At 67.9% G+C, this 20,391-nt stretch carries 18 protein-coding genes and 1 rRNA gene (1 of these 19 running past the window's edge); 11 read left to right on the top strand and 8 right to left on the bottom strand.

Translation table 11 applies throughout. The annotated features are described in order from the left end of the window. From BSP_RS06635 to BSP_RS06625, 3 genes are all read right to left on the bottom strand, one after another. Positions 1-97 (bottom strand): 16S ribosomal RNA (locus BSP_RS06635) (it extends 1,364 nt beyond the left edge of the window). Positions 98-730: 633 nt separating this feature from the next. After that, entirely contained in the window at positions 731-1,159 is a 429-nt protein-coding gene (locus tag BSP_RS06630) for a CBS domain-containing protein (RefSeq protein ID WP_152949711.1), read from the bottom strand. Between the two features lie 91 nt (positions 1,160-1,250). Next, on the bottom strand, positions 1,251-1,964 hold the full coding sequence (locus BSP_RS06625; protein ID WP_152949710.1) for a rhomboid family intramembrane serine protease: 714 nt from the start codon (positions 1,962-1,964) through the stop codon (positions 1,251-1,253). A gap of 115 nt (positions 1,965-2,079) precedes the next feature. On the opposite strand from BSP_RS06625, the gene hfaA reads away from it, so the two are divergent. The 3 genes from hfaA to hfaD are packed head-to-tail and all read left to right on the top strand — an operon-like array spanning position 2,080 to position 4,575. Further along, positions 2,080-2,523, top strand: a complete 444-nt coding sequence (hfaA, locus tag BSP_RS06620; RefSeq protein ID WP_152949709.1) for a holdfast anchoring protein HfaA — start codon at positions 2,080-2,082, stop codon at positions 2,521-2,523. After that, positions 2,520-3,533, top strand: coding sequence for a holdfast anchoring protein HfaB (hfaB, locus tag BSP_RS06615; RefSeq protein WP_152949708.1), 1,014 nt, complete (start codon positions 2,520-2,522; stop codon positions 3,531-3,533). The genes hfaA and hfaB overlap by 4 nt, the downstream gene beginning before the upstream one ends. Next, positions 3,460-4,575: a holdfast anchor protein HfaD gene (gene hfaD, locus BSP_RS06610; RefSeq protein ID WP_227976065.1), complete on the top strand. Its 1,116-nt coding sequence runs from the start codon at positions 3,460-3,462 to the stop codon at positions 4,573-4,575. The genes hfaB and hfaD overlap by 74 nt, the downstream gene beginning before the upstream one ends. 118 nt (positions 4,576-4,693) lie before the next feature. Here the strand turns inward: hfaD and BSP_RS06605 are convergent, their stop codons facing one another. Both BSP_RS06605 and BSP_RS06600 read right to left on the bottom strand, forming a co-directional pair. Then, on the bottom strand, positions 4,694-5,353 hold the full coding sequence (locus BSP_RS06605; RefSeq protein ID WP_054765005.1) for a hypothetical protein: 660 nt from the start codon (positions 5,351-5,353) through the stop codon (positions 4,694-4,696). Between the two features lie 86 nt (positions 5,354-5,439). After that, positions 5,440-6,771 (bottom strand): S8 family serine peptidase, encoded by a 1,332-nt coding sequence (locus BSP_RS06600; RefSeq protein ID WP_054765004.1) that lies wholly within the window; start codon positions 6,769-6,771, stop codon positions 5,440-5,442. Positions 6,772-6,892: 121 nt separating this feature from the next. Here BSP_RS06600 and BSP_RS06595 point away from each other — a divergent pair, with 121 nt between their 5' ends. From BSP_RS06595 to BSP_RS06585, 3 genes are all read left to right on the top strand, one after another. Then, on the top strand, positions 6,893-7,396 hold the full coding sequence (locus tag BSP_RS06595) for an RNA polymerase sigma factor (RefSeq protein WP_054765003.1): 504 nt from the start codon (positions 6,893-6,895) through the stop codon (positions 7,394-7,396). After that, positions 7,393-8,115 carry an anti-sigma factor gene (locus BSP_RS06590; RefSeq protein WP_054765002.1) on the top strand — a complete coding sequence of 241 codons (723 nt, stop codon included), beginning with the start codon at positions 7,393-7,395 and terminating at the stop codon, positions 8,113-8,115. Before BSP_RS06595 ends, BSP_RS06590 begins: the two co-directional genes overlap by 4 nt. Before the next feature lie 161 nt (positions 8,116-8,276). Beyond that, positions 8,277-11,165, top strand: a complete 2,889-nt coding sequence (locus tag BSP_RS06585; RefSeq protein ID WP_152949707.1) for a pitrilysin family protein — start codon at positions 8,277-8,279, stop codon at positions 11,163-11,165. A 140-nt stretch (positions 11,166-11,305) separates the two neighbouring features. On the opposite strand, the gene BSP_RS06580 is transcribed toward BSP_RS06585, so the two are convergent. Next, positions 11,306-12,199 carry a hypothetical protein gene (locus BSP_RS06580; RefSeq protein WP_183216969.1) on the bottom strand — a complete coding sequence of 298 codons (894 nt, stop codon included), beginning with the start codon at positions 12,197-12,199 and terminating at the stop codon, positions 11,306-11,308. Positions 12,200-12,536: 337 nt separating this feature from the next. Here BSP_RS06580 and ileS point away from each other — a divergent pair, with 337 nt between their 5' ends. The 5 genes from ileS to BSP_RS06555 all read left to right on the top strand — a co-directional run bounded on the left by ileS (position 12,537) and on the right by BSP_RS06555 (position 18,670). Next, positions 12,537-15,461: an isoleucine--tRNA ligase gene (gene ileS, locus BSP_RS06575; protein WP_152949706.1), complete on the top strand. Its 2,925-nt coding sequence runs from the start codon at positions 12,537-12,539 to the stop codon at positions 15,459-15,461. Between the two features lie 253 nt (positions 15,462-15,714). After that, a complete protein-coding gene (locus BSP_RS06570) occupies positions 15,715-16,983 on the top strand; it encodes a cation:proton antiporter (protein WP_152949705.1) in 1,269 nt (422 codons plus the stop codon). A 46-nt stretch (positions 16,984-17,029) separates the two neighbouring features. Further along, positions 17,030-17,227, top strand: coding sequence for a DUF2093 domain-containing protein (locus tag BSP_RS06565; RefSeq protein ID WP_152949704.1), 198 nt, complete (start codon positions 17,030-17,032; stop codon positions 17,225-17,227). Beyond that, positions 17,224-18,093 (top strand): M23 family metallopeptidase, encoded by an 870-nt coding sequence (locus tag BSP_RS06560; RefSeq protein WP_054764997.1) that lies wholly within the window; start codon positions 17,224-17,226, stop codon positions 18,091-18,093. The genes BSP_RS06565 and BSP_RS06560 overlap by 4 nt, the downstream gene beginning before the upstream one ends. A gap of 67 nt (positions 18,094-18,160) precedes the next feature. Then, complete coding sequence (locus BSP_RS06555) at positions 18,161-18,670, top strand: response regulator (protein WP_054764996.1); 510 nt, start codon at positions 18,161-18,163, stop codon at positions 18,668-18,670. Here the strand turns inward: BSP_RS06555 and BSP_RS06550 are convergent. Then, positions 18,613-19,596 carry a lysophospholipid acyltransferase family protein gene (locus BSP_RS06550; RefSeq protein ID WP_152949703.1) on the bottom strand — a complete coding sequence of 328 codons (984 nt, stop codon included), beginning with the start codon at positions 19,594-19,596 and terminating at the stop codon, positions 18,613-18,615. The two genes, BSP_RS06555 and BSP_RS06550, sit on opposite strands and share 58 nt — an antisense overlap. Continuing rightward, positions 19,586-20,356, bottom strand: a complete 771-nt coding sequence (locus BSP_RS06545; protein ID WP_152949702.1) for an SDR family NAD(P)-dependent oxidoreductase — start codon at positions 20,354-20,356, stop codon at positions 19,586-19,588. The genes BSP_RS06550 and BSP_RS06545 overlap by 11 nt, the downstream gene beginning before the upstream one ends. Positions 20,357-20,391 lie beyond the last annotated feature (35 nt).

The raw sequence follows: 20,391 nt of genomic DNA, 5'->3' as shown, positions 1-20,391 counted from the left end.
CACCCGTCCGCCACTAAGTCCGAAGACTTCGTTCGACTTGCATGTGTTAGGCCTGCCGCCAGCGTTCGCTCTGAGCCAGGATCAAACTCTCAGGTTGAGTTGACTTCTGACCTAAAGCACTAAGACCATCCCAAAGGACGTCTTGGCGTTAGTTCTACGTATTTGTTTGACGAGTTCCCACCCGTCGATCCTAAGACCGACGCATGGTATCTTTTCAAAAGACCGCAGATAGTCAGTGTCGTATGATAGCCTCTAGGACTATCGCAAGGACACCGCCGCCTGCGTTTCTCTTTCCATATCAACAATGTCAAAGACCAGAACCGCCAAAGCGGCCCGACTTGTTTAGCGCCTCGTCGTCGGCGGAGGCGGCGATTTAGAGACCGCCGAACCTCATGTCAACCGCTCTTTTCAGAGATTTTGCAGATCCAAGACCAAGGCCTCAAAACCACAAAAAACCACCGCAAGGAAAACCAAGAGGCCTTCCTCTTAACCGTTCGGCGATTCGATTGGAGCGCGGAACCTATTGAAACCAACCCAGGAAAGCAAGAAGTTTTTCAACCCCTCAACTCCCCCAAAACTCCCGAAACCAAAGTCCCAAAAGCCTCAAAGGCCGGCCCGTCTCCGAGCGAGGCAGCCCTATACGGGCCACCCTCCTAACCCGCAACCAGATTCTGAAGGCGGAGGAAAGATTCTCACCGACTCTCGGTCGGTCGAGCCGCAGCCCCGCCGCTCAGCCCGCCGCTATATAGGTCTTGAGGCTTTCGGCCTCGCGGGCGTGTTCTTCGATCTGGCGTTTGACGAGGTCGCCGATCGAGATGACGCCGACCAGGGTCTCTCCGTCCAAGACCGGCAGATGGCGAATCCGCCGGTCCGTCATCCGACTCATGACGGTCGACAGGCTTTCGCGCGGCTGGGCGAAGATGACCTTGGCGGTCATATAGTCCTGAACGGGTCGGGCGAGGGCGTTTGGACCGTCGGCCGCCACGGCCTTGACCACATCCCGTTCCGAAAAGACGCCCACGACGGCGTCTCCGTTCTGGACCACCAGAGCGCCTACGCGTTTGGCGTCCAGCGCCTGACACGCCTGGGCCACCGTCACATCGGCGGTAATGGAATAGACGGCGTTTCCCTTGGTCTTGAGGATCTCGGCGACGAACATCGCGGCTCCTTCTCTCTGTTAGGAGACGACCGCAGGGCCGGGATGGCGACAGGGCCGCTCGGACCGATGATCGCTCAGGAACGGCGGGGAATCAAATGGCCGAATCGGCGCCTGAGCGTCCCGCCTGCGACGTCGTTCCGAAAGCGCGTCCCAGAGGTCCGATCGCCAGCAGCCCAGCCAAGAAGCCGAAGGCATGGGCTTCCCAGGCGATTCGCGCGCCGTCGGCGCCGGGGGCATAGCCGATCAGGCCGGTCACGGCGTTGACCGCCATCCAGGCGATGGAGGCGGCGATCACACGCCGGTCGAACAGGCTGAGAACCCGGCCGTCCCTCCCGCCCTGTGGCGCCCCCATCAGTCGGGTCGCTCCGCCGATCAGGCCGAAGACGGCGCCCGACGCTCCCACCATCGGATCGGACGAGCCCCAATGCACCAGTCCATAGCCCAGGGCCGCGATGACGCCGCACCCTATATAGAAGAGCAGAAAGACGCTCGATCCGAAGCGTTCGCCGAAAAGCCGCGCGACCGGCGCGCCGAAGGCCAGGGCGCCGACCGCATTCATCAGGGCATGGGCCCATCCACCGTGCAGCAGCATGGCGGTGAATAGCCCGCCCCAACGGCCGTTCTGCAGGTCGATCGGCGCAAAGGCCATGCTGGCGCCCATGTCGGGCAATTGGCGCTGAAAGAAGAACAGCACCGGCATGGACAGGGCGACCACGACCACCGACAGGGGCGCGTTGAATACAGCCTCTGATTTGGGCGGATCTGAATGCGGGGGGCCGTCGAATCGATCGTCAGGTTCGGACATGGTTTTCAATGGGTGACGATTTCGCCGATCTCAAGCGCTTCTTAATAACCTTAACCCAGTTTAGCGGGTGGATCGCGGTTCGATCCCTTGGTTCGTCGACGCGCAAGGAGTCCCCATGCCGGTCCAGAGGCCGATCGCCCCCCTGACGATGGCGCTTGCGGTCGTCCTGGCGGTCCCGACGCTGGCGGCCGCCCAGACCACGGGCTCGGCCGGCGTGGCGCGCTTTCAACAAGGCTATGGGGCGGCGCGAAGCGCCACCCAGGCTGCAGCGACCGGCTCGACACGCGACGCCAACGGCAACCGCATCATCGTCAACGGTCTGATCCAGTCCGGCGCCTCCTCCTATTCCAGCCAATCCGGCGGCGTAGCCTCGGCCTATGCCGGCGCCGGCGCATCGAGCAGCGGGGGCGCGGCCATCGGCGGCTCGACCGCCGTCGGCAATCAACTGAACGTGGTGGTTCAGGGCAGCCACAACACCGTCATCGTCAATTCGAAACAGACCAACAACGGCGACGTCACCGCCGGCACGGCTCTGAACGGAAGCCTCACCCTGCCATGAGCCGACCTGTCTTCATTCGCACCGGCGCTGCGTCGATTGCGGCCGCCCTGCTGCTGGCCGGCTGCGTCAGTCCGGTCGCAGGGCCGTCTGGCCAGTATGCGACGCCGATCGGCAATGCGCCGGTCACCGCCAACCCAACCCCCTATTCGACCGCCCTCTACTGCCTGGCCGACTACGCCCGCCGCTATAATCTGCCCTCGCCGCGCATGGCCGTGGGGCGGATCAGCGACTATACGGGCACCGTCTCCTCCGACGGCGGGCGCCAGATCACCGGCGGCGCCTCGCTGATGGCCAACTCGGCCCTCGCCAAGGCCGGCGCGCGGATCGTCGAACGTTACGACACCTCGGTGTCGGAGCTTGAGCTGCGCTACGCCAACAACAAGCTGATCGGCGACGCCACGCCCGGCGCCCAGCCGGAAGACACCCAGTACCGCCGCATCCTGGCCGGCCAGGTGCCGGGTTCGGACTTCTACATCGTCGGCGGCATCACCGAGGTAAACTACAACATCCGCTCGGGCGGATTCGACGCCGCCGTGGGCGAGGTGGACAGCGACCGGCCCGGTTCCGGCATCGCCACCCACCGCACCTATGTGATGAACATCGCCATGGATCTGCGGCTGGTTCAGACCACGACCCTGGAGGTCGTGGACGTGGTCTCCTATCAAAAGCAAATCATCGGCCGCGAGATCTCGGCGGGCGTGTTCGACTTCCTGAACGGCAATGTCTTCGACATCTCGGCCGGGTCCGGCGGGATGGAGCCGGTGCAACTGGCCGTCCGCGCCCTGGTCGAACGGGCCACGGTCGAGTTCATGGCCAATCTTTACGGCGCCCCCGGCCCCGAAATCTGCCTCAACGCCGCCAACGACCCGCTCGGCGATTCCACCGTCGGTCCGACCGGCGGCTATTATCCGGCCTATCCCACCACGGAGACGAACAATGGCCAGACCCGCGCCGATCCGTCTCGCTGGCATGATCGCCGCGACGGCGACGTTCGCCGCTCTCGCTACTGAGACGAGGGCGCAGCAGGCGCCGGTCTGCGACGCCCAGACCGGCTCCACCTGCACCAGCACCCAGACGATGACCGGCGAGGTCACCGGCGCGGTGAATCTGGACGTCGCCGTGGGCCAACTTCAGGTGACCAATGACGTTGCGGGCAATCTTCTGGTCGGAGGCGTCGATCAGGCCGCCGCCGACCTGACGGCGCGCCAGACCATGACGGGTCCGTCCGTCACGGCCCGCACCGCCGTGCGGGCGCCGACCGCCCATTTCGAAGACGGCGCCGCCGTCGCCACCATGGCGGCGGCCAATCGGATCGCACTCAGCGGATCGTCCGCCTCGATCACCGGCGCCCTAGACCAGTCGGCCCAGACCCCCGTCCTGGCCGAGACCGTCGCCGATGTTCAATACATCCCCGCCCCCGCCGCCTTTTCCGTCCATGCGGCGGCCAACCTGGTCCAGGCCTCGACCGACGGCGCCTCGCATCAGGATTTGACGGTGCGCCAGGCCAACGCCCCGTCGACCATCGAGGCCCGTACCGACGTCTATGTCGACAACGCCTGGAACCTGGCCGCCCGGGCCGGCGCCGGGGGCAACCGGATCGTCCTGTCGAACGCCGGCGGCTCTCTGGTCGCGACGACCGACCAGACCAACCAGGGCCGAATCCGCGCAGCGGCCCGCGCCCAGACCAATCTGCAGGGCCAGACCACCGTCGCCGCCCGCGCCGTCGCCAACGAGACCGTCGCCGGCAACCAGGACATCTATCTGGAGCTGGACAACACCCAGCTGAACACCGGCGGGGTCGAGGCGACCGCGACCTATACGGGCGTCAGCGGCTATGACGCCTATGTCGGCGCCGAGGCCGTTGGCAACAGCGTGACCGGCTACGCCTGCTCGCAATGCGGCGGCGAGGTTTACGTGACCAACAGCCAGACTAACGACGCCAATGTCACGGCCACGACCAACGCCACCATCGGCTCCGGCCGCGCCGCCGTGGTCGGCGCCACCGCCGTGGGCAACAGCGCCACCTTCTATGTCAGCCGGCCGGGCGGCTGAGGGAGTAAGGTCCGCCGAGAGACGCAGCCGCCGCGATATCTCGCCCAGCGCGCCCCTTTTGCCGAAAGGCCCCGCCGTGAACGACGGGGCCCTCCTTAATATCTATCAGCGGCCAAGCTTAGTGGGGCCGGGCGCCGCCGCTGGCGGAAACGCCGGCCGAGACGGCTGCGCCGTTGCGGTCCGCGGACGCCGATCCGTTGACGCCGGCGTTGGCGGAGGCGCGGTGCGTGGGGGTTTGGGTTTGACCCGAACCCGATGAGGAGCCGCTGACCGAACCGCCTCTGCTGGACAGGGCGCTATTCACCAGACCCGACCCCTGGGCCTGGCCTTCGCCTTCAATGGAGCCCGCAGCGTTGGCGGCGCCGTTGACGGTTCCGTTCAACGCACCCTGGGCCTGGCCTTGGGCGGCGGCAGCGGTAGAAGCGACGCGGTTTCCAGCCGTGACGGCTGCGTCCTCGGCCCGAGCGCGCGTGCGCTCGGCGGCTGCGGCGGCGCGGGCCTGGGCCTGCTGAGCGCGACGTTCCGCGCGGGTCAGGGTCTGATCGGTGGTCGAGGTGACGCCGTCACGGATGCGCGAACCGTCCACCGCACCGGATACGCTGCCGGCCAGGGAACCGGAGCCGCCGATCTGGCCGCCCATCATGCTCCCGACCTGGCCTCCGAGCCCGCCGGTCAAACCACCGGTCAAGCCGCCGGAACCGCCCAGAACCTGGGCTTGCGATGCACCGGCCAGAGCCAGGCCAAAAGCGACGGTCGCGGTCATCAGGGTCTTCTTCATGGTCAATCTCCTGCATGTCTCGGGCATCTCGCCCTCACAGGATCCAACGACCGGCCGTCGAGGTTTCATCCCGACCGCTCGAATTTTTACCGAGCCAGCCGCCCGGGCGCGCCCATGGTCTGTGGCGAAACGCGCGAAGCGACGCCGACCAGTCCTTGGCCATAAATCGGGTCGCGGCCCCGCGCGCCCAGATCCTCGGCGCTACGTCCCAAGGCGGCCTGGCCCTGGCGCGCCAGAAGTCCAGCCACGATCGGCGCGGCGAAGGAAGTTCCCCGCACGCTGGTCCACCCACCGCCCGGAGCCGCAGCGGCCATATCGGCGCCGGGCGCGGCGAAGGCCACCTGAGGGCCGCGCGCGGCCTCCGGCAGAACCTGGTTGCGGGCGTTCACGGCGGTCACGCCGACCACCCCGTCGTAGGCGGCGGGATAGAGGGCCGGGGCGGCCGGGCCGTCGTTGCCGACAGCGGCCACCACGGTCAGGCCACGGGCTTGGGCCCGCTGAATCGCGCGTTCGACTAGAGCGTTGCGCGGGCCGACCAGGCTGATGTTCACTACCGACACTCTTTGCTCGACCATCCATGCCAGAGCCTGGGCCAGGGCGGTCGATGAGCCGTTCGCCGCTTGTCCACCATAGATGTCTGCGACGCGCAGATCGGCGCCCGGCGCGCCGCCGGCGAATGGGCCGGCGCGGCCGACCATCAGGGAGGCGACCGCCAACCCATGGGCGCCCATACGCGGAGGGCCGGCGAAACCTCGCTGCACGATCTGCGCCCCGGCCAGGGCGGGATGGGTGGCCTCGACGCCCGTGTCGATCAAGCCGAGCGTGGGGCCTGTCTCTCTACGACCGTTGGAGGATAGATCCACCAGTCCGGTCTCCGCCGACGGCACGGCGCCGGCGAGGTCATGGACATGATTGAAGGTGATCTCCGCCTGCGGGTCCAGTCGCTTCAGTTGCGCGACGGCCCGCGCCAAGGCCAGACCCCGCGGCGGGGCCAGAATGACACTGGACAGGTCCAAAGCGTCCAGCCGCTCCTCCCGCAGCAGCGTAAACCCCGCCCTCATCGCCTGGTCGCGGGCGGCGGGCGACAGGTCCAGGGCCACGATCTCGCCGCGCACCACAGGCCAGCCCTGAGGGTCGGCCTCCAGCGCCCCATTGGACCGCCGCACCAGTTGCGCCAGACGCGACGGCGCCCTCAAGGCGTCCTCGACCGCCTGGCGGCCCATGCGATCAATGTCATCCAGACCCGGTAGTCCCTCCGTCAAACGGTCAGGCAGGCGATCCGGCAGACCCTGCCCCGATCCCGGAAGGCTGGGAACGGGCAGCGATCCGATCTGTGCCCGTGCCGGCGTGCCCGCAGCCAGCGACACCAGCAGCAGCGCCGCCAGGCCGGCCCAGGCGGAGGTCCATGTCCATCTCATCGTCGGCTCCTTCGACCGCCCACGCCAGTTCGCCCTTGCCTCACGCTGCGTTCCGTTCTCGATATGCCATGGATGAAACGCTTGGGCTCATTCGTTTCATCCGCATGGAAAAGGACGACACGTGGACGATTTTCAGAGGGGGCTGGTGGAGCTTCTGCCGCGCCTGCGCCGATTCGCCCGCGTCCTCCGCTCCCACGACGCAGACGCTCAGGATCTGGTGCAGCAGACGGTGGAGCGCGCCCTGGCGTCGCGGCGCGGCTTTAAGCCCGGCACTCGGCTGGACAGTTGGACCTTCACCATCATGAGACGGATCGCCATAGACGACGGTCGCGCACGCCAGCGCTGGGGCCAGGTCCTGACGCCCGAGGACGAGGCCACGGCCCGTGTGCCCGACGCCGCCCAGGCGGACGAAGGTCTGCGCGCCGACGCCCGGCTGGTGCGCGACGCCATCCACGCCCTGCCCGAGGATCAGAAACATGCGGTCGCCCTCGTCCTGGTCGAGGGCCTGTCCTACGCCGAGGCAGCCCAGGTTCTGGGCGTGCCCGCCGGCACCCTGACCAGCCGCCTGGTGCGTGGCCGTCAGACCTTGATGCAGACGTTGGCCGAACAGGGAGTGACGGGATGACCATCGACGACGAAACCCTGATGCGATGGATCGACGGCGAACTGGCGCCCGATGCGGTCGCACGGCTGGAAGCGGCGGCCCGGACCGACTCCGCCCTGGCCGAACGGATGGCGACGGCGCGACGGTTGCGCGCGGCGACGCAGGCGGCCTTTCTGGTCCAGGTCGATCCCCGCGACCGTGATCTGTCGCGCCTGATCGCCAATGGCGGCCACGTCCGCGCAGCGCCGTTGGCGGGTTTGAAAGCCTGGTTGTCCCAAGCCCTCGCGCCGCGCCAGGCGCCGATCTGGGGCGGGCTGGCTGCGGCGGCCTTCGTCGCCGGGGTGCTGATCGGGCCGGGCCTGAACAGCGGCTCCGGCATCCGTGTCGCCGAGGACGGCGTCCTTGCCGACAGGGATCTGGTCAAGGTCTTGGATCGCCGCCTCGCGTCAGAGGGGGCGGACAACGCCGGTCGGGCCGTCGGTCTGACCTTCCAGGACGGCGAGGGCCGCTGGTGCCGCACGTTCCAGGCTCGAGACGACGGGCTGGCGGGCCTGGCCTGTCGCCGGTCGGACGGCTGGACCGTCCAGGCCCTGGCGCCCCTGTCGAGTCCAACCGGCGAAGTCCGCACGGCCTCGTCCGACACCCCCGCCGCCGTCCTTAGCGCGGTCGATGCCCTGATCGCCGGTCCCTCCGCCGACGCCGTCACTGAGGCGCGCGCCCGCGACGAAGGCTGGCGCTAGTCCTCGAACGGATTCCCTCTTCAAATTCACCGCTTGCAAAGCGCCTTCGACCCCGGAGGGGGCGTCGGGCGGTGCAAAAGGTCGCCTTGCCCTCGCCCCCACGCTCCCCTACTGCGGACAAAAGCCGCTCCGTCGGGGGTTGCGGCGTTGGGAGTGAGTTCATGCGTTCTGCGCGTCGTCTGCTGCTGCTGGCAGCCTCCGGGTTGGCTCTGTCTGCGGGGGCCTTCAGTGTTCCCGCCCTGGCTCTGGCGGCTTCCCCCGCCGCCGTTCAGGTGGAAGGACAGGTCGCGCCGTCCGATCCCTGGGCCCAGGCGGCCAGCGACGTTCCGGCCGATCCGGCGGTGCGCTACGGCCTGCTGCCGAACGGCATGCGTTACGCCCTGATGCACAACGCCACCCCGCCCGGCCAGGCCTCGTTCCGGCTGCGGATCGACGCGGGCTCGTTGATGGAGCGAGACGACCAGAAGGGCCTGGCCCACTTCATGGAGCATATGGCCTTCAACGGGACCAAGGACATCCCCGAGAATGAGATGCTGCGGATTCTGGAGCGGCTGGGCCTGGCCTTCGGGGCCGACACCAACGCCTTCACCAGCTTCGACCAGACCGCCTATATGCTGGAGCTGCCCAACACCCAGGACGAGACGGTCGATACGTCGCTGCGGGTGATGCGGCAGATGATGGGCGACGCCCTAATGGCGCCGGAGTCCATCGACGCCGAGCGCGGCGTGATCGAGGGCGAGGAACGCAGCCGCAACAGCCCGCAGATGCGGGTGCTGAAGACCCAGCTGGCCCTGCTGGCGCCCGGTCAGCGCCTGTCGCAACGCCTGCCGATCGGCGACCTGGAGGTGATCCGCACCGCGCCGCGCGAACGCTTCGTGGACTTCTATGACGCCTACTATCGCCCGTCGCGGGCGACCTTCATCGCCGTGGGCGACTTCGACCTGGACGCCATGGAGGCCAAGGTGCGCGGCGCCTTCGCCGACTGGACGCCCAAGGCGGCGGACGGGCCCGAGCCCGACCTGGGCCAGGTGCAGCCGCGCCAGCCCCAGACCAGCATCATTGTGGAGCCGGGCGTGCAGTCGTCGATCCAAATCAACTGGATCAAGGCGCCGGACCTGGACCCCGACAGCTTCAACGAGCGGGCCGAGGACATTCGCCGCAGCCTGGGCTTAGCCGTGCTGAACCGACGGCTGGGCGAGATGGCGCGGGCCGACAATCCGCCCTTCCTCGGCGCCGGCGCCGGCTATCAGTCGCTGTTCGACAGCCTGGACGCCGGCGTCCTGTCGGTCAGCTTCACCCCGGGCCAGTGGAAGCGCGCCCTGGAGACCGTCGAACAGGAGGCGCGCCGCCTGACCCAATACGGGGTGACCGCGCCTGAACTTCAGCGCGAGATCACCGAATACCGCACCTCGCTTCAGAACGCCGTCGCCACCGCAGCGACCCGCTCCACCCCCGCCCTGGCCGGCGCCCTGCTGAACGCCGTCAACAGCGATACGGTCTTCACCGCGCCCCAGCAGAGCCTGGATCAGTTCGAACGGATTGTCGCCGACCTGACGCCTGAACAGGTAGACGCCGCCGTCCGACCGGTATTCGAAGGCCAGGGGCCGCTGGTGCTCTTCACCAGCCCGGTCCCGGTCGAGGGCGGCGAGGCGGCCGTCACGGCCGCCCTGGAGGCGTCGCGTCAGGTGCCTGTGGCGGCTCCGGCCGATCAGGCGGCCCTGGAATGGCCCTACGCCGACTTCGGCGCGGCGGCGACCCCGTCGTCGCGCACTGAGGTGTCGGACCTGGGGGCCGTGCTGGTGCGCTTCCCCAACGGCACGCTGCTGAACATCAAGAAGACCGACTTCCGCGACGATCAGATTCTGATCAGGGCCAAGACCGGCATCGGCTCCCTGGGGCTGCCGACAGACCGGTTCTCGCCCCTGTCCCTGGCCGATACGGTGCTGAACGCCGGCGGCCTGGGCAAGCTGACGGTGGACGAGGCGGATCGGGTCCTGGCGGGTCATGTGATCAACACCTCGGTCAACCAGGGCGAGGACGGCTATGTCTTCAGCGGCTCGACCCGGCCTGAAGATCTGGCGCTGGAGCTTCAGGTGCTGACCGCCTTCCTGACCGATCCGGGCCTGCGTCCCGCCCCGCTGCAACGCGCCCAGACGGCCTATCCCCAAACCCTGGAGCAATTGACGGCCACGCCCGGCGGCGCCTTTGCGGTGAAGGGCGGCGCGATCCTGGCCGGGGGCGACAGACGCGCCGCCACGCCGACGGTCGAGGAGTTCCAGTCGGTTCAGATCGAGCCGCTGCGCGAGCAGATCAAGGCCGCCCTGGCCTCCGGCCCTGTCGAGATCACCGTCGTCGGCGATGTGGACGTGGATGCGGTGATCGCGGCCGTGGGCTCGACCTTCGGCGCCCTGCCCGCCCGCGGCGCGGCGCCGACGCCGCCGGCCGGTTCGGCCGAACGGCGCTTCCCCGCGCCCACGGCGACCCCGGTCCGGCTGACCCACACCGGCCAGGCTGAACAGGCTCTGGGCGTCGTGGCCTGGCCGACGACCGACCAGATCGGCGACCGCACCACCTCGCGTCAGCTGTCTCTGCTGTCGGCGGTGCTGCAGCTGCGGCTCAACGAAGACATCCGCGAGAAGCAGGGTCTGGCCTATTCGCCCAACGCCGGCTCCAGCACCTCCGACGTCTTCCCCGGCTACGGCTATATGGTCGTGGCGGCCGAGACGGCGCCGGAGTCCCTGCCGAAACTGTTCACCGCAGTGGACGCCATCGCCGCCGATCTGCGCGACAATCCGATCGGCGAGGACGAACTGAACCGCGCCCGCCGGCCGGCTCTGGAGCGTCTGCGCCGCAGCATGGCCGACAACGGCTATTGGCTGACCCAGTTGTCCGAGGCCCAGTCGGACCCCGCCTCCCTGGACCAGACCCGCAACAATATCGCGGTGCTGGAGGCTGCTACGGCCGCCGACCTGCAACGGCTGGCGCAGCAGTATCTGAAGCCGGACACGGCCTGGCGCGCCGAGGTCGTCTCGGACAAGCTGGCCCAGTAAGAAAAACGGCCCCGGTTCGAAAGAGCCGGGGCCGAACCCTTTTCAGGGCAGTTTTCAGGATCATCGACGGAGACGTCGACGCCCCCATGTCTCGCACGCCTCGCCTGAGCCGAGGCTGAACGGGGCGTGTCAGCCCCGGTTCAGAAGACCCGGCCGCCGACGCCGCCGTCCAGGGTGATGGCGCCGGTGACGACCGTCGCGCTCTGCACCTCTTCGCGGTATTCGGTGTATTCCTCTTCCCGGTACATGGTCAGGATCTTCACCCCGGCGCCGTAGCGACGCAGCAGGGAACGCTCGTTGCAGTCGCGCTCGGGCTTTTCGGGGCGGCATTCCAGCCGACCTTCGCCGCCGAACCACAGGGCCTCGTGCTTGTTGCAGGTCAGGGTCGTGCCGTGGTCGAATTTGATCTCCCCCTCATAGTCGGCGATCGTCGCCTGAAGCCAGGTGCCGGCCAGGCAGCGGTAGATTTCGCCCTCATAGCCGTCGGCGATCTCGCGGTCCGGCTTCACCTGAGAGGCGGGATGCGGCACCTGGCGATCGTCGATACAGACGGCCTGGATCACCACGCGCTTCATCATCCGGCGATAGGCGGTGAAGGGCGTCCGCACCGTCTGGGCCAGACCCTCGACGGCCAGGCCCTGAATGGTGGTCGGATAGGGTTGGTCCACGGTCACATAAGCCGCACCGCCGCCCCCGCCGTAGCCATAGCCGCCCGCGAACCCGCCGGCTCGCGCGTTGATATAGGCCCGCGCGCCAGCGTTTGCGTTGGCGCCGGCGTTGGCGGACGCACCGGCGTTCACATTGACGTTCACATTGACATTGGTGTTGGACGACCAGTGGCCCCCGCCCCCGCCGCAGGAACCGCCGTCTCCGCAAGAGGGCGGGGGCGGGGGCGGCGGCGGCTCGCAGCAGGGCGGCGGCGGCGGCTCGCAGGCCGGTTGGCCGCAGCTCTGGGCGGCAGCCGCGCCGGCGACGCCCAGCATGGCCGCGCCGGCCGCCAGACCCAGCATCCAATTCCTGATCCGCTGCCGCATCGGCGGGACTCCCGAACGAATTCTCATCTCGCCCGAACAGACTTCCGGACGATCCAAACTTAACCAAGACGGCAAAAGCCTTTCGTTTCCGTTGAGACGCGGCGGTGTTCGGGATGGCGCAATGCCGCATCCGTCTGCTAGACCGCCTCCACAATGACCGTCCGCGTCCTCATTCGCCTGATTTCGATTAGCCGCCCGGCGTAGCGCCTCTGGGCCCTTGGCCCCGTGCACGCCGGGAACGACCGCCCCGAAGGGGCGAACCCGCCCTCAAGCAGCGCGAAGCGCGATAGGGCGAACGAAGACAGCGAACGCTCACCCCACGACGCCGAGACGACCCATGGCCGACGCCACCGACACCACCGACACCCCCTCCGGCCGCGACTATCGCGACACCGTCTTCCTGCCCGAGACGCCCTTCCCCATGCGCGGCGGCCTGCCGCAGAAGGAGCCGGCGATCCTGGAGCAGTGGGGCGACCTGTACGGCGCCCTGCGCGCCGAGCGGCAGAAGCAGAACGCGCCCCTGTTCGTCCTGCACGACGGCCCTCCCTACGCCAACGGCGACATCCACATCGGCCATGCGCTGAACAAGACGTTGAAGGACTTCGTGGTCCGCAGCCGTTTCCTGCTGGGCTATGACGTCGACTACGTCCCCGGCTGGGACTGCCACGGCCTGCCGATCGAGTGGAAGATCGAGGAACAGTTCCGCGCCAAGGGCCGCCGCAAGGACGAGGTGTCCAAGGACGAGTTCCGCGCCGCCTGCCGCGACTACGCCGGCAAATACATCGACCTGCAGCGCGACCAGTTCCTGCGCCTGGGCGCGGTCGGCGACTTCGCCAACCGCTACGCCACCATGGACTTCAAGTCGGAAGCGGCCATCGTCGCCGAATTCCACAAGTTCAAGAACTCGGGCCAGCTGTATCGCGGCTCCAAGCCCGTCATGTGGTCGCCGGTCGAGCGCACCGCCCTGGCTGACGCCGAGATCGAGTACCACGACCATGTGTCGCCGACGATCTGGGTCAAGTTCCCGGTCACGGGCGCATCCGACGACCATCCCGACGACCTCTTGTCCTTCCGCAGCGGCACGCCCTCGGTCGTGATCTGGACCACCACCCCCTGGACCATCCCGGCCAACCGCGCGATCAGCTACGGCCCCGAGATCGCCTACGGCCTGTACGAGGTCACGGCCATGGAAGAGGGTCTGGAGTTCGCGCCCTGGGCCAAGCCGGGCGACCGTCTGATCGTCGCCGACAAGCTGGCGGAAGACGTGTTCAAGGCCGCCAAGATCGCCGCCTGGACCCGCGTCTACGACATCAATCCATCGGGCCTGGAATGCGCCCACCCGCTGGCCGCGCTCGACAGCGGCTACGGCTTCTCCGTGCCCCTGCTGGCCGGCGACCATGTGACCGACGACGCCGGTACGGGCTTTGTCCACACGGCGCCGGGCCACGGCGCCGACGACTTCGAGGTGTGGAAGGCCCATGGTCATCACGAGGTGCCGGACACGGTCGATCCGGACGGCGCCTATTATCCCACCGTCCCCCTGTTCGCCGGGCTGAAGGTTCTGGAGACCGAGGGCAAGAAGACCGGCAAGTTCGGTCCCGCCAACGGGGCGGTGATGGAGAAGCTGATCGAGGCCGGCAATCTCTTGGCGCGCGGGCGGCTGGAGCATTCCTATCCGCACTCCTGGCGGTCCAAGGCGCCGATCATCTTCCGCAATACGCCGCAGTGGTTCATCCGCATGGACCAGCCCTTGAAGAGCGGCGACACCCTGCGCGAAACGGCGTTGAACGCCATCGACGACACCGCCTTCCACCCGGCGGCGGGCAAGAACCGCATCCGGTCGATGGTCGAGGGGCGTCCCGACTGGCTGGTCAGCCGCCAGCGCGCCTGGGGCACGCCGCTCGCCATGTTCATCGACAAACAGACCGGCCAGCCCCTGCATGATCCCGAGGTCGACGCCCGCATCGTCGCGGCCGTGGCCGAACACGGCGCCGACATCTGGTTCACCGCGCCGGACAGCGACTTCCTGGGCGCTCACGACCCGGCCCGCTACGAAAAGGTCGAGGACATTCTGGACGTCTGGTTCGACTCCGGTTCGACCCACGCCTTCACCCTGGATCCGCGCCTGCCCGAGCACGGCTATACGGGCGACCGCCCGGCGCATTGGCCGGCCGACCTCTATCTGGAAGGGTCGGACCAGCACCGCGGCTGGTTCCAGTCGTCGCTGCTGGAAGGTTGCGGCACCCGTGGCCGCGCCCCGTTCAAGGCGGTCCTGACCCACGGCTTCACCCTCGACGAGAAGGGGGAGAAGATGTCCAAGTCCAAGGGCAATACGACCGATCCCCTGACCATCATCAAGGAGAGCGGCGCCGACATCCTGCGCCTGTGGGTGGCTCTGGTCGACTATTCCGAGGATCAGCGGATCGGCAAACAGATCCTGCAGACCACGGTCGACGCCTATCGCAAGCTGAGGAACACGGTCCGCTATCTGCTGGGCGCCTTGGCCGACTTCGACGAGGCCGAGCGGCTGACCGACTACGACCAGTTCCCGCCGCTGGAGACGTTCATCCTGCACCGCCTGTGGGAGCTGGACGCCCATGTGCGTCAGGCCTACGCCGAATACCGATTCCAGGACGTGGTGCGCCCCGTGCTGGAGTTCTGCTCCAACGACCTGTCGGCCCTGTATTTCGACATCAGGAAGGACAGCCTGTACTGCGACCGCCCCGACGCCCTGCGCCGCCGGGCCGCCCGCACGGTGATGGTCGAGGTGTTCGCCCGCCTGACCGCCTGGCTCTCGCCGCTGACGCCCTTCACGATGGAAGAGGCCTGGACCACGCGGTTCCCGGAAGGTGGAAGCAACTGCCTGCGGGTGATGCCGGAAACGCCGGCGGAGTGGGAGAATGCGGCCGAGGCGGCTCGGTGGGCGAAGATCAACACCGTCCTGGAAGTCGTCAACGAATCCCTGGAGGCCGCCCGTCGCGACAAGCGGATCGGCGGGGCGCTGGACGCCTGGCCCACCGTAACGGCCCCGGCCGGGACCTTCGCCCCGTTCGACGGCCTGGACGCGGCCGAGATTTTCCGCACCTCTGGCGCGGAACTGGTCGAAGGCGAGGCCCTGGCCGTGACCGTGAACCTGGCCGACTATCCCAAATGCGCCCGCTCCTGGCGGCGCGTCCCCGACGTCGGCTCCGACCCCGACTACCCCGACCTGTCGGCGCGCGACGCCGATGCGGTCCGGTACTGGGACCAGACGCGACGCTGACTTCAAGACCCTCCCCCGCCTGCGGGGGAGGTGGGCCGGCGTCCGCGCAGCGGACCAGGCTCGGAGGGGGAGGTGTCGCCTGAAGGAAGACCTCCCCCGTCGTCGAGCGTATTGCTGCGCGCCACGACCTGCTGCTTTCCCCGCAAGCGGGGGAAGGTCTGAACGCGACACTGCGTCATCTTGAAAAAGCGGCCTGCGGCCACCAACTGCGACGTCTCCGAACAGCGCGCCCTTCCCCTTCGCAGGAGCCCCGATGACGCATGCCGACAGCCTGATTCTCACCCTGGTCGGAGGCTTCGTCCTCGCCTTCGTGTTCGGCATGTTGGCCAATCGTCTGAAACTGTCGCCTCTGGTCGGCTATCTGGTCGCGGGGATCGTCGTCGGTCCCTATACGGCGGGGTTCGTCGCCGATCTGGAACTGGCGCCCCAGTTGGCCGAGATCGGCGTGATCCTGCTGATGTTCGGCGTCGGTCTGCATTTTTCGCCCAAGGATTTGATGCAGGTGCGCAAGGTCGCCGTGCCCGGCGCCCTGGTCCAGATCGCCGCCGCCACCGCCCTGGGCTGGGCCCTGGGCCGGACCTTATTGGGCCTCGGCGACGTCGAGGCCCTGCTGATGGGCTTCTCCCTTTCGGTCGCCTCCACCGTCGTTCTGCTGCGGGCGCTGGAAGAGCGCAAACAGGTCAAGGGCGAAATCGGGCGGATCGCCGTCGGCTGGCTGATCGTCGAGGACATGGTGATCGTCATCGCCCTGGTCATGCTGCCGATGATCCTCGTCCCGGCCGGAACCCAGGCCGACCTGGGCGCCCTGGGCATGAACATCGGCTGGACCCTGTTGAAGGTAGGCCTGTTCGTCGCCGGCATGCTGGTGGTCGGCGGGCGTCTGATCCCCTGGCTCCTGGTGCGGATCGCCCATACCCGGTCGCGCGAACTCTTCACCCTGGGCGTCCTGGCGATCGCTCTGGGCATCGCCTGGCTGGCCTATTATCTGTTCCATTCGTTCGCCCTCGGCGCCTTCCTCGCCGGGCTGGTCATGAACGCCTCTCCCCTTGGGCATAATGCGGCCGAACGGTCCCTGCCCCTGCGGGACGCCTTCGCCGTCCTGTTCTTCGTCTCGGTGGGCATGCTGTTTGACCCGATGATCCTGGTGCGCGATCCGCTGGCGGTTCTGGGCGTCCTGGCCATCGTCATCGTCGGCAAGTCGCTGGCGGCCCTGGTCATCACCCACGGCTTCAAGCTGGATCGCTCGACCGGCCTGACCGTCGCGGCCTCCCTGGCCCAGATCGGCGAATTCTCCTTCATCCTGGCGGCCCTGGGCGTCTATCTGGGGGCCATGAGCCGAGAGACCCACGATCTGATCCTGGCGGCGGCCCTGCTGTCGATCTCGCTGAACCCCTTCGTCTTCCTGCTGACGGATCGGATGGGAGGGCGGCCCCGCCCGCCCGTCGCCGGCTCGCCCGAGGCCAAACAGGCGGCGATAGACCACGCGGCGGAAAAGGCCGCATCGAATCCGGCCACCGCCTGAGCCGACGCCTCTTGGCGGGCGCTCGGGATCGTCGTTAACTGCGGCCATGGACGAGCCCCTTTCAGCCCAGGCGGTGCTTCACTACGGCGACGGGGAGTTCGCGGTGCTGAAGCCCGGCCGTTTCGTGCGCTGCGCCGTGACGGAGAAGCCCATTCCCCTGGAGGTGCTGCGGTACTGGAGCCCCAGCCGGCAGGAAGCCTATTTCGGCCCAGCCGAGTTCATCGCCCGGATGCAGCCTGAATGATCGGCCGCCGGCCGCTGCTGCTGGGCCTGGCCGCTGCGGTTGCGACGCCCCGCGGCCTGGGCGCCGCCGCGCGCGGCGAGACGCCGTCCGCCCTGCCCCTGGCGATGAACGGCGCCTGGCGACAAGGCGGCTACGCCCTGGGTCGCACGGCGCCGCGCGCCCTGATCTTCGTGGACGGAGATGCCTTGAGCACCGCCTCCGCCGACGGCCTGTTCATCGTGGGCTTTGACCGAGACGCCGCCGCAGAGGTGGACATCGAAGCCCGCGACGGCGCGCAATCCACCCGACGCCGCATCGCCGTGGCCCCCTATGACTTCCCCTCGACACGGATCGACGGCCTGCCGCCGGCCACGGTCGAGCCCAGCGATCCGGCCCTGCTGGAGCGCATTCGCCAGGAGGTCCTGGTCAAGACCGAGGCCTTCGCCAGCCGGGCTGATACGGACGACTTCCGCGACGGCTTCGTCTGGCCGCTGGAGACCTATCGCGTCTCCAGCGCCTGGGGCGCCCAGCGCGTTTTGAACGGCACGCCCGCGCGGCCCCATTACGGCGTCGATCTGGCCGCGCCGATCGGAACCGTCATCCGGGCGCCGGCCGACGGCCGCGTCATCTTCACCCGGCCCGACATGCATTTCGAGGGCGGTCTGACCCTGATCGATCATGGTCAGGGGCTGATCAGCGCCTATCTTCACCAGTCGCAGATCGACGTCGCGGCCGGTCAGACCGTTCGTCGCGGCGATCCGATGGGGCGGGTCGGCATGAGCGGCCGCGCGACCGGCCCGCACCTGTGCTGGCGCTTGAAATGGCGCGACCGCAACCTGGACCCCTCGCTTCTGATCGGCGCCCGGCCGCCCGAGCGCCTGGCCTGATTCGCGGCCGCTTGCCTGCCTAAGGGAAATCCCTTATATTGCGCCTTCGTGCTAGGCGGGGGGCCGAATGCCGCATCTTCAATCGCTGAATGTGCTGCTGGTCGATGACAATCAGCACATGCGCACCATCGCAGCGGCCGTCCTGCATTCCGCCGACATCCACCGGGTGTATGAGGCCGGCGACGGGGCGGAAGCCTTCGAGGTTTTGCGCCGTCAGCCCATCGACCTGGCTCTGGTCGATTACAACATGTTCCCGATGGACGGGGTCGAGTTCACCCGGCGGGTCCGGAACCGCCCCGACAGCGCCAACATCTATCTGCCCATCATCATGATGAGCGGCCATGCCGAGAAGCACCGCGTCTACGCCGCCCGCGACGCCGGGGTCACCGAGTTTCTGGTCAAGCCGATCACGGCCAAGGCCATTCTGGACCGGATCAACGCCGTCATCTTCCGACCCCGTCCGTTCGTGAAGACCGCCACCTATTTCGGACCCTGCCGCCGTCGCCGCGAGGCCGACGACTACTGCGGCCCGTTCCGCCGCTCCGCCGACGGGGCGGCCGCTTCCAACGCGGCGTAAACCCGGTCGGGCCACCGTTTGTGGACCCAGAACCAGTCTTCGGGAACTTCGCGCACCCGCTCTTCGACGAAGCGGTTGGCGGCCTGGATTCCGGCCAGGACGTCGGCGGCCTTGTTTTCGGTTTCACGCACTGTGATCGGCTCATGGGCGGTCACGCGAAAGCGCGCCCCAGGCAGCCGCACCACCGACAGCGGCTGCATCACGGTTCCGAACTTCAGGGCCAGCCGCGCCGCGCCCGGCGAGGCGTTGACGGGCTGACCGAAAAACTCGACCTCCGGCCCCTGATTGTATTTCTGGTCGACCAGCAGGGCGATGGAATCGCCCCGCTTCATCCCGGCCATCAGATCGCGCGTCCCGTCCCCCTTGGGCGCGAACAGCCGGATGCCGTAACGCTCTCGGCTCTTGCGGATCTGGGCGTCGACATAGGGATTGTTGGCGGCGCGATAGGTGACTTGGCACGGCACGCCCGAGGCCATGATGACCGCCGCCATGACTTCGAAATTGGCCAGATGGCCCGAGATCAGCACTGCGGGGCGCCCGCTGTCGCGCAGGGCGTGCAGCCGCTCCATCCCCACCACCTCGACCCGCCCTCCGGCCGGGGTCAGCTGATCCATCACCGCCAGTTCGGCGAAGGTGCGGCCCGTGCGGTCCCACTGTTCGCGCGCCAGGGCCTCGCGACGATCCGGCGGCATCTCGGGAAAGGCGATGCGCAGATTTCGCATCACCGTCTTCTGCGTACCGGTCAGCGGCCCCAGGGTCCTCAGCAACCAGCCCCCCAGGGCCGAGGCCCGCTCGACCCCCAAAAGGCGCAGGAAAGCGAACAGGGCCTGAAAGCCGACGGCCTCCAGGCGCCAGATGACGTCCTGCTTCCAATCTGTGGCGCGACCGCCCCTTGGGCCGTCTGCGCGCGTGTCTTCACCAGGCAATCGTCAATCCGCCGTCCACCACCAGGGTCTGTCCGGTCACATAGGCCGAAGCAGGGCTGCACAGATAGACCGCTGTGCCCGCGATTTCATCGGGCTGGCCGATCCTTTTCAGCGGCGCCGGTTCGGTGACGGTTTTCAGCAGCTCCGGATTCTCCCACAGATATTTGGCGAAGTCGGTCTGGACCAGGCCCGGCGCGATGCAGTTGACGCGCACATTGGACGGCCCCCACTCCACGGCGAGATTGCGCACCAGCTGCATGTCGGCCGCCTTGGAGATGTTGTAGGCGCCGATCAGGGCGTTGCCGCGCAAGCCCCCGATCGAGGAGATCACCAGGATGGCGCCGTCCTCGCGCTCCACCATCTGTGGGGCGACCATCTGGATCAGCCAATGGTTGGAGATGACGTTGTTCTGAAGGATCTTTTCGAACTGCTCGTCGGCGATCCCGGCCATCGGCCCGGCGTAGGGGTTGGTCGCGGCGTTGCAGACCAGGATGTCGATTCGGCCGAAGGCGGCGTTGGTTTCATCGACCAGCCGTTGCAGGTCTTCCTTGGAGGCGATGTTGGCCGGAACCGCGATGGCGCGGCCGTCTCCGTACTTTGCGTTGATCTCGGCGGCGACCTCATCGCAGGGCCCGGCCTTGCGCGAGGATATGACGACCCGGGCGCCGTGTTCGGCCAGACGCTCGGCTATGGCCTTGCCGATGCCGCGCGATGAGCCGGTGATGATGGCGACCTTGCCGGTGAGATCGAACAGTTCCATTGCGTTTCCCTTGAGTTTCGCCGGGTTATTTGCAC

Source organism: Brevundimonas sp. Bb-A, assembly GCF_009394735.1.
Lineage (GTDB): Bacteria > Pseudomonadota > Alphaproteobacteria > Caulobacterales > Caulobacteraceae > Brevundimonas > Brevundimonas aurantiaca.
The sequence above is the reverse complement of the archived record's forward strand: the minus strand, read 5'-3'. Positions and strand labels throughout refer to the sequence as shown.

Excerpts from the sequence above, each read along its gene's own strand:
- BSP_RS06545 (WP_152949702.1), bottom strand. The coding sequence starts at position 20,356 with ATGGAACTGTTCGATCTCACCGGCAAGGTCGCCATCATCACCGGCTCA.
- BSP_RS06600 (WP_054765004.1), bottom strand. The coding sequence starts at position 6,771 with ATGAGATGGACATGGACCTCCGCCTGGGCCGGCCTGGCGGCGCTGCTG.
- BSP_RS06605 (WP_054765005.1), bottom strand. The coding sequence starts at position 5,353 with ATGAAGAAGACCCTGATGACCGCGACCGTCGCTTTTGGCCTGGCTCTG.
- BSP_RS06565 (WP_152949704.1), top strand. The coding sequence starts at position 17,030 with ATGGACGAGCCCCTTTCAGCCCAGGCGGTGCTTCACTACGGCGACGGG.
- hfaD (WP_227976065.1), top strand. The coding sequence starts at position 3,460 with ATGGCCAGACCCGCGCCGATCCGTCTCGCTGGCATGATCGCCGCGACG.
- BSP_RS06570 (WP_152949705.1), top strand. The coding sequence starts at position 15,715 with ATGACGCATGCCGACAGCCTGATTCTCACCCTGGTCGGAGGCTTCGTC.
- BSP_RS06590 (WP_054765002.1), top strand. The coding sequence starts at position 7,393 with ATGACCATCGACGACGAAACCCTGATGCGATGGATCGACGGCGAACTG.
- BSP_RS06555 (WP_054764996.1), top strand. The coding sequence starts at position 18,161 with ATGCCGCATCTTCAATCGCTGAATGTGCTGCTGGTCGATGACAATCAG.
- BSP_RS06560 (WP_054764997.1), top strand. The coding sequence starts at position 17,224 with ATGATCGGCCGCCGGCCGCTGCTGCTGGGCCTGGCCGCTGCGGTTGCG.
- BSP_RS06625 (WP_152949710.1), bottom strand. The coding sequence starts at position 1,964 with ATGTCCGAACCTGACGATCGATTCGACGGCCCCCCGCATTCAGATCCG.
- hfaB (WP_152949708.1), top strand. The coding sequence starts at position 2,520 with ATGAGCCGACCTGTCTTCATTCGCACCGGCGCTGCGTCGATTGCGGCC.
- BSP_RS06585 (WP_152949707.1), top strand. The coding sequence starts at position 8,277 with ATGCGTTCTGCGCGTCGTCTGCTGCTGCTGGCAGCCTCCGGGTTGGCT.
- ileS (WP_152949706.1), top strand. The coding sequence starts at position 12,537 with ATGGCCGACGCCACCGACACCACCGACACCCCCTCCGGCCGCGACTAT.
- BSP_RS06630 (WP_152949711.1), bottom strand. The coding sequence starts at position 1,159 with ATGTTCGTCGCCGAGATCCTCAAGACCAAGGGAAACGCCGTCTATTCC.
- BSP_RS06580 (WP_183216969.1), bottom strand. The coding sequence starts at position 12,199 with ATGCGGCAGCGGATCAGGAATTGGATGCTGGGTCTGGCGGCCGGCGCG.
- hfaA (WP_152949709.1), top strand. The coding sequence starts at position 2,080 with ATGCCGGTCCAGAGGCCGATCGCCCCCCTGACGATGGCGCTTGCGGTC.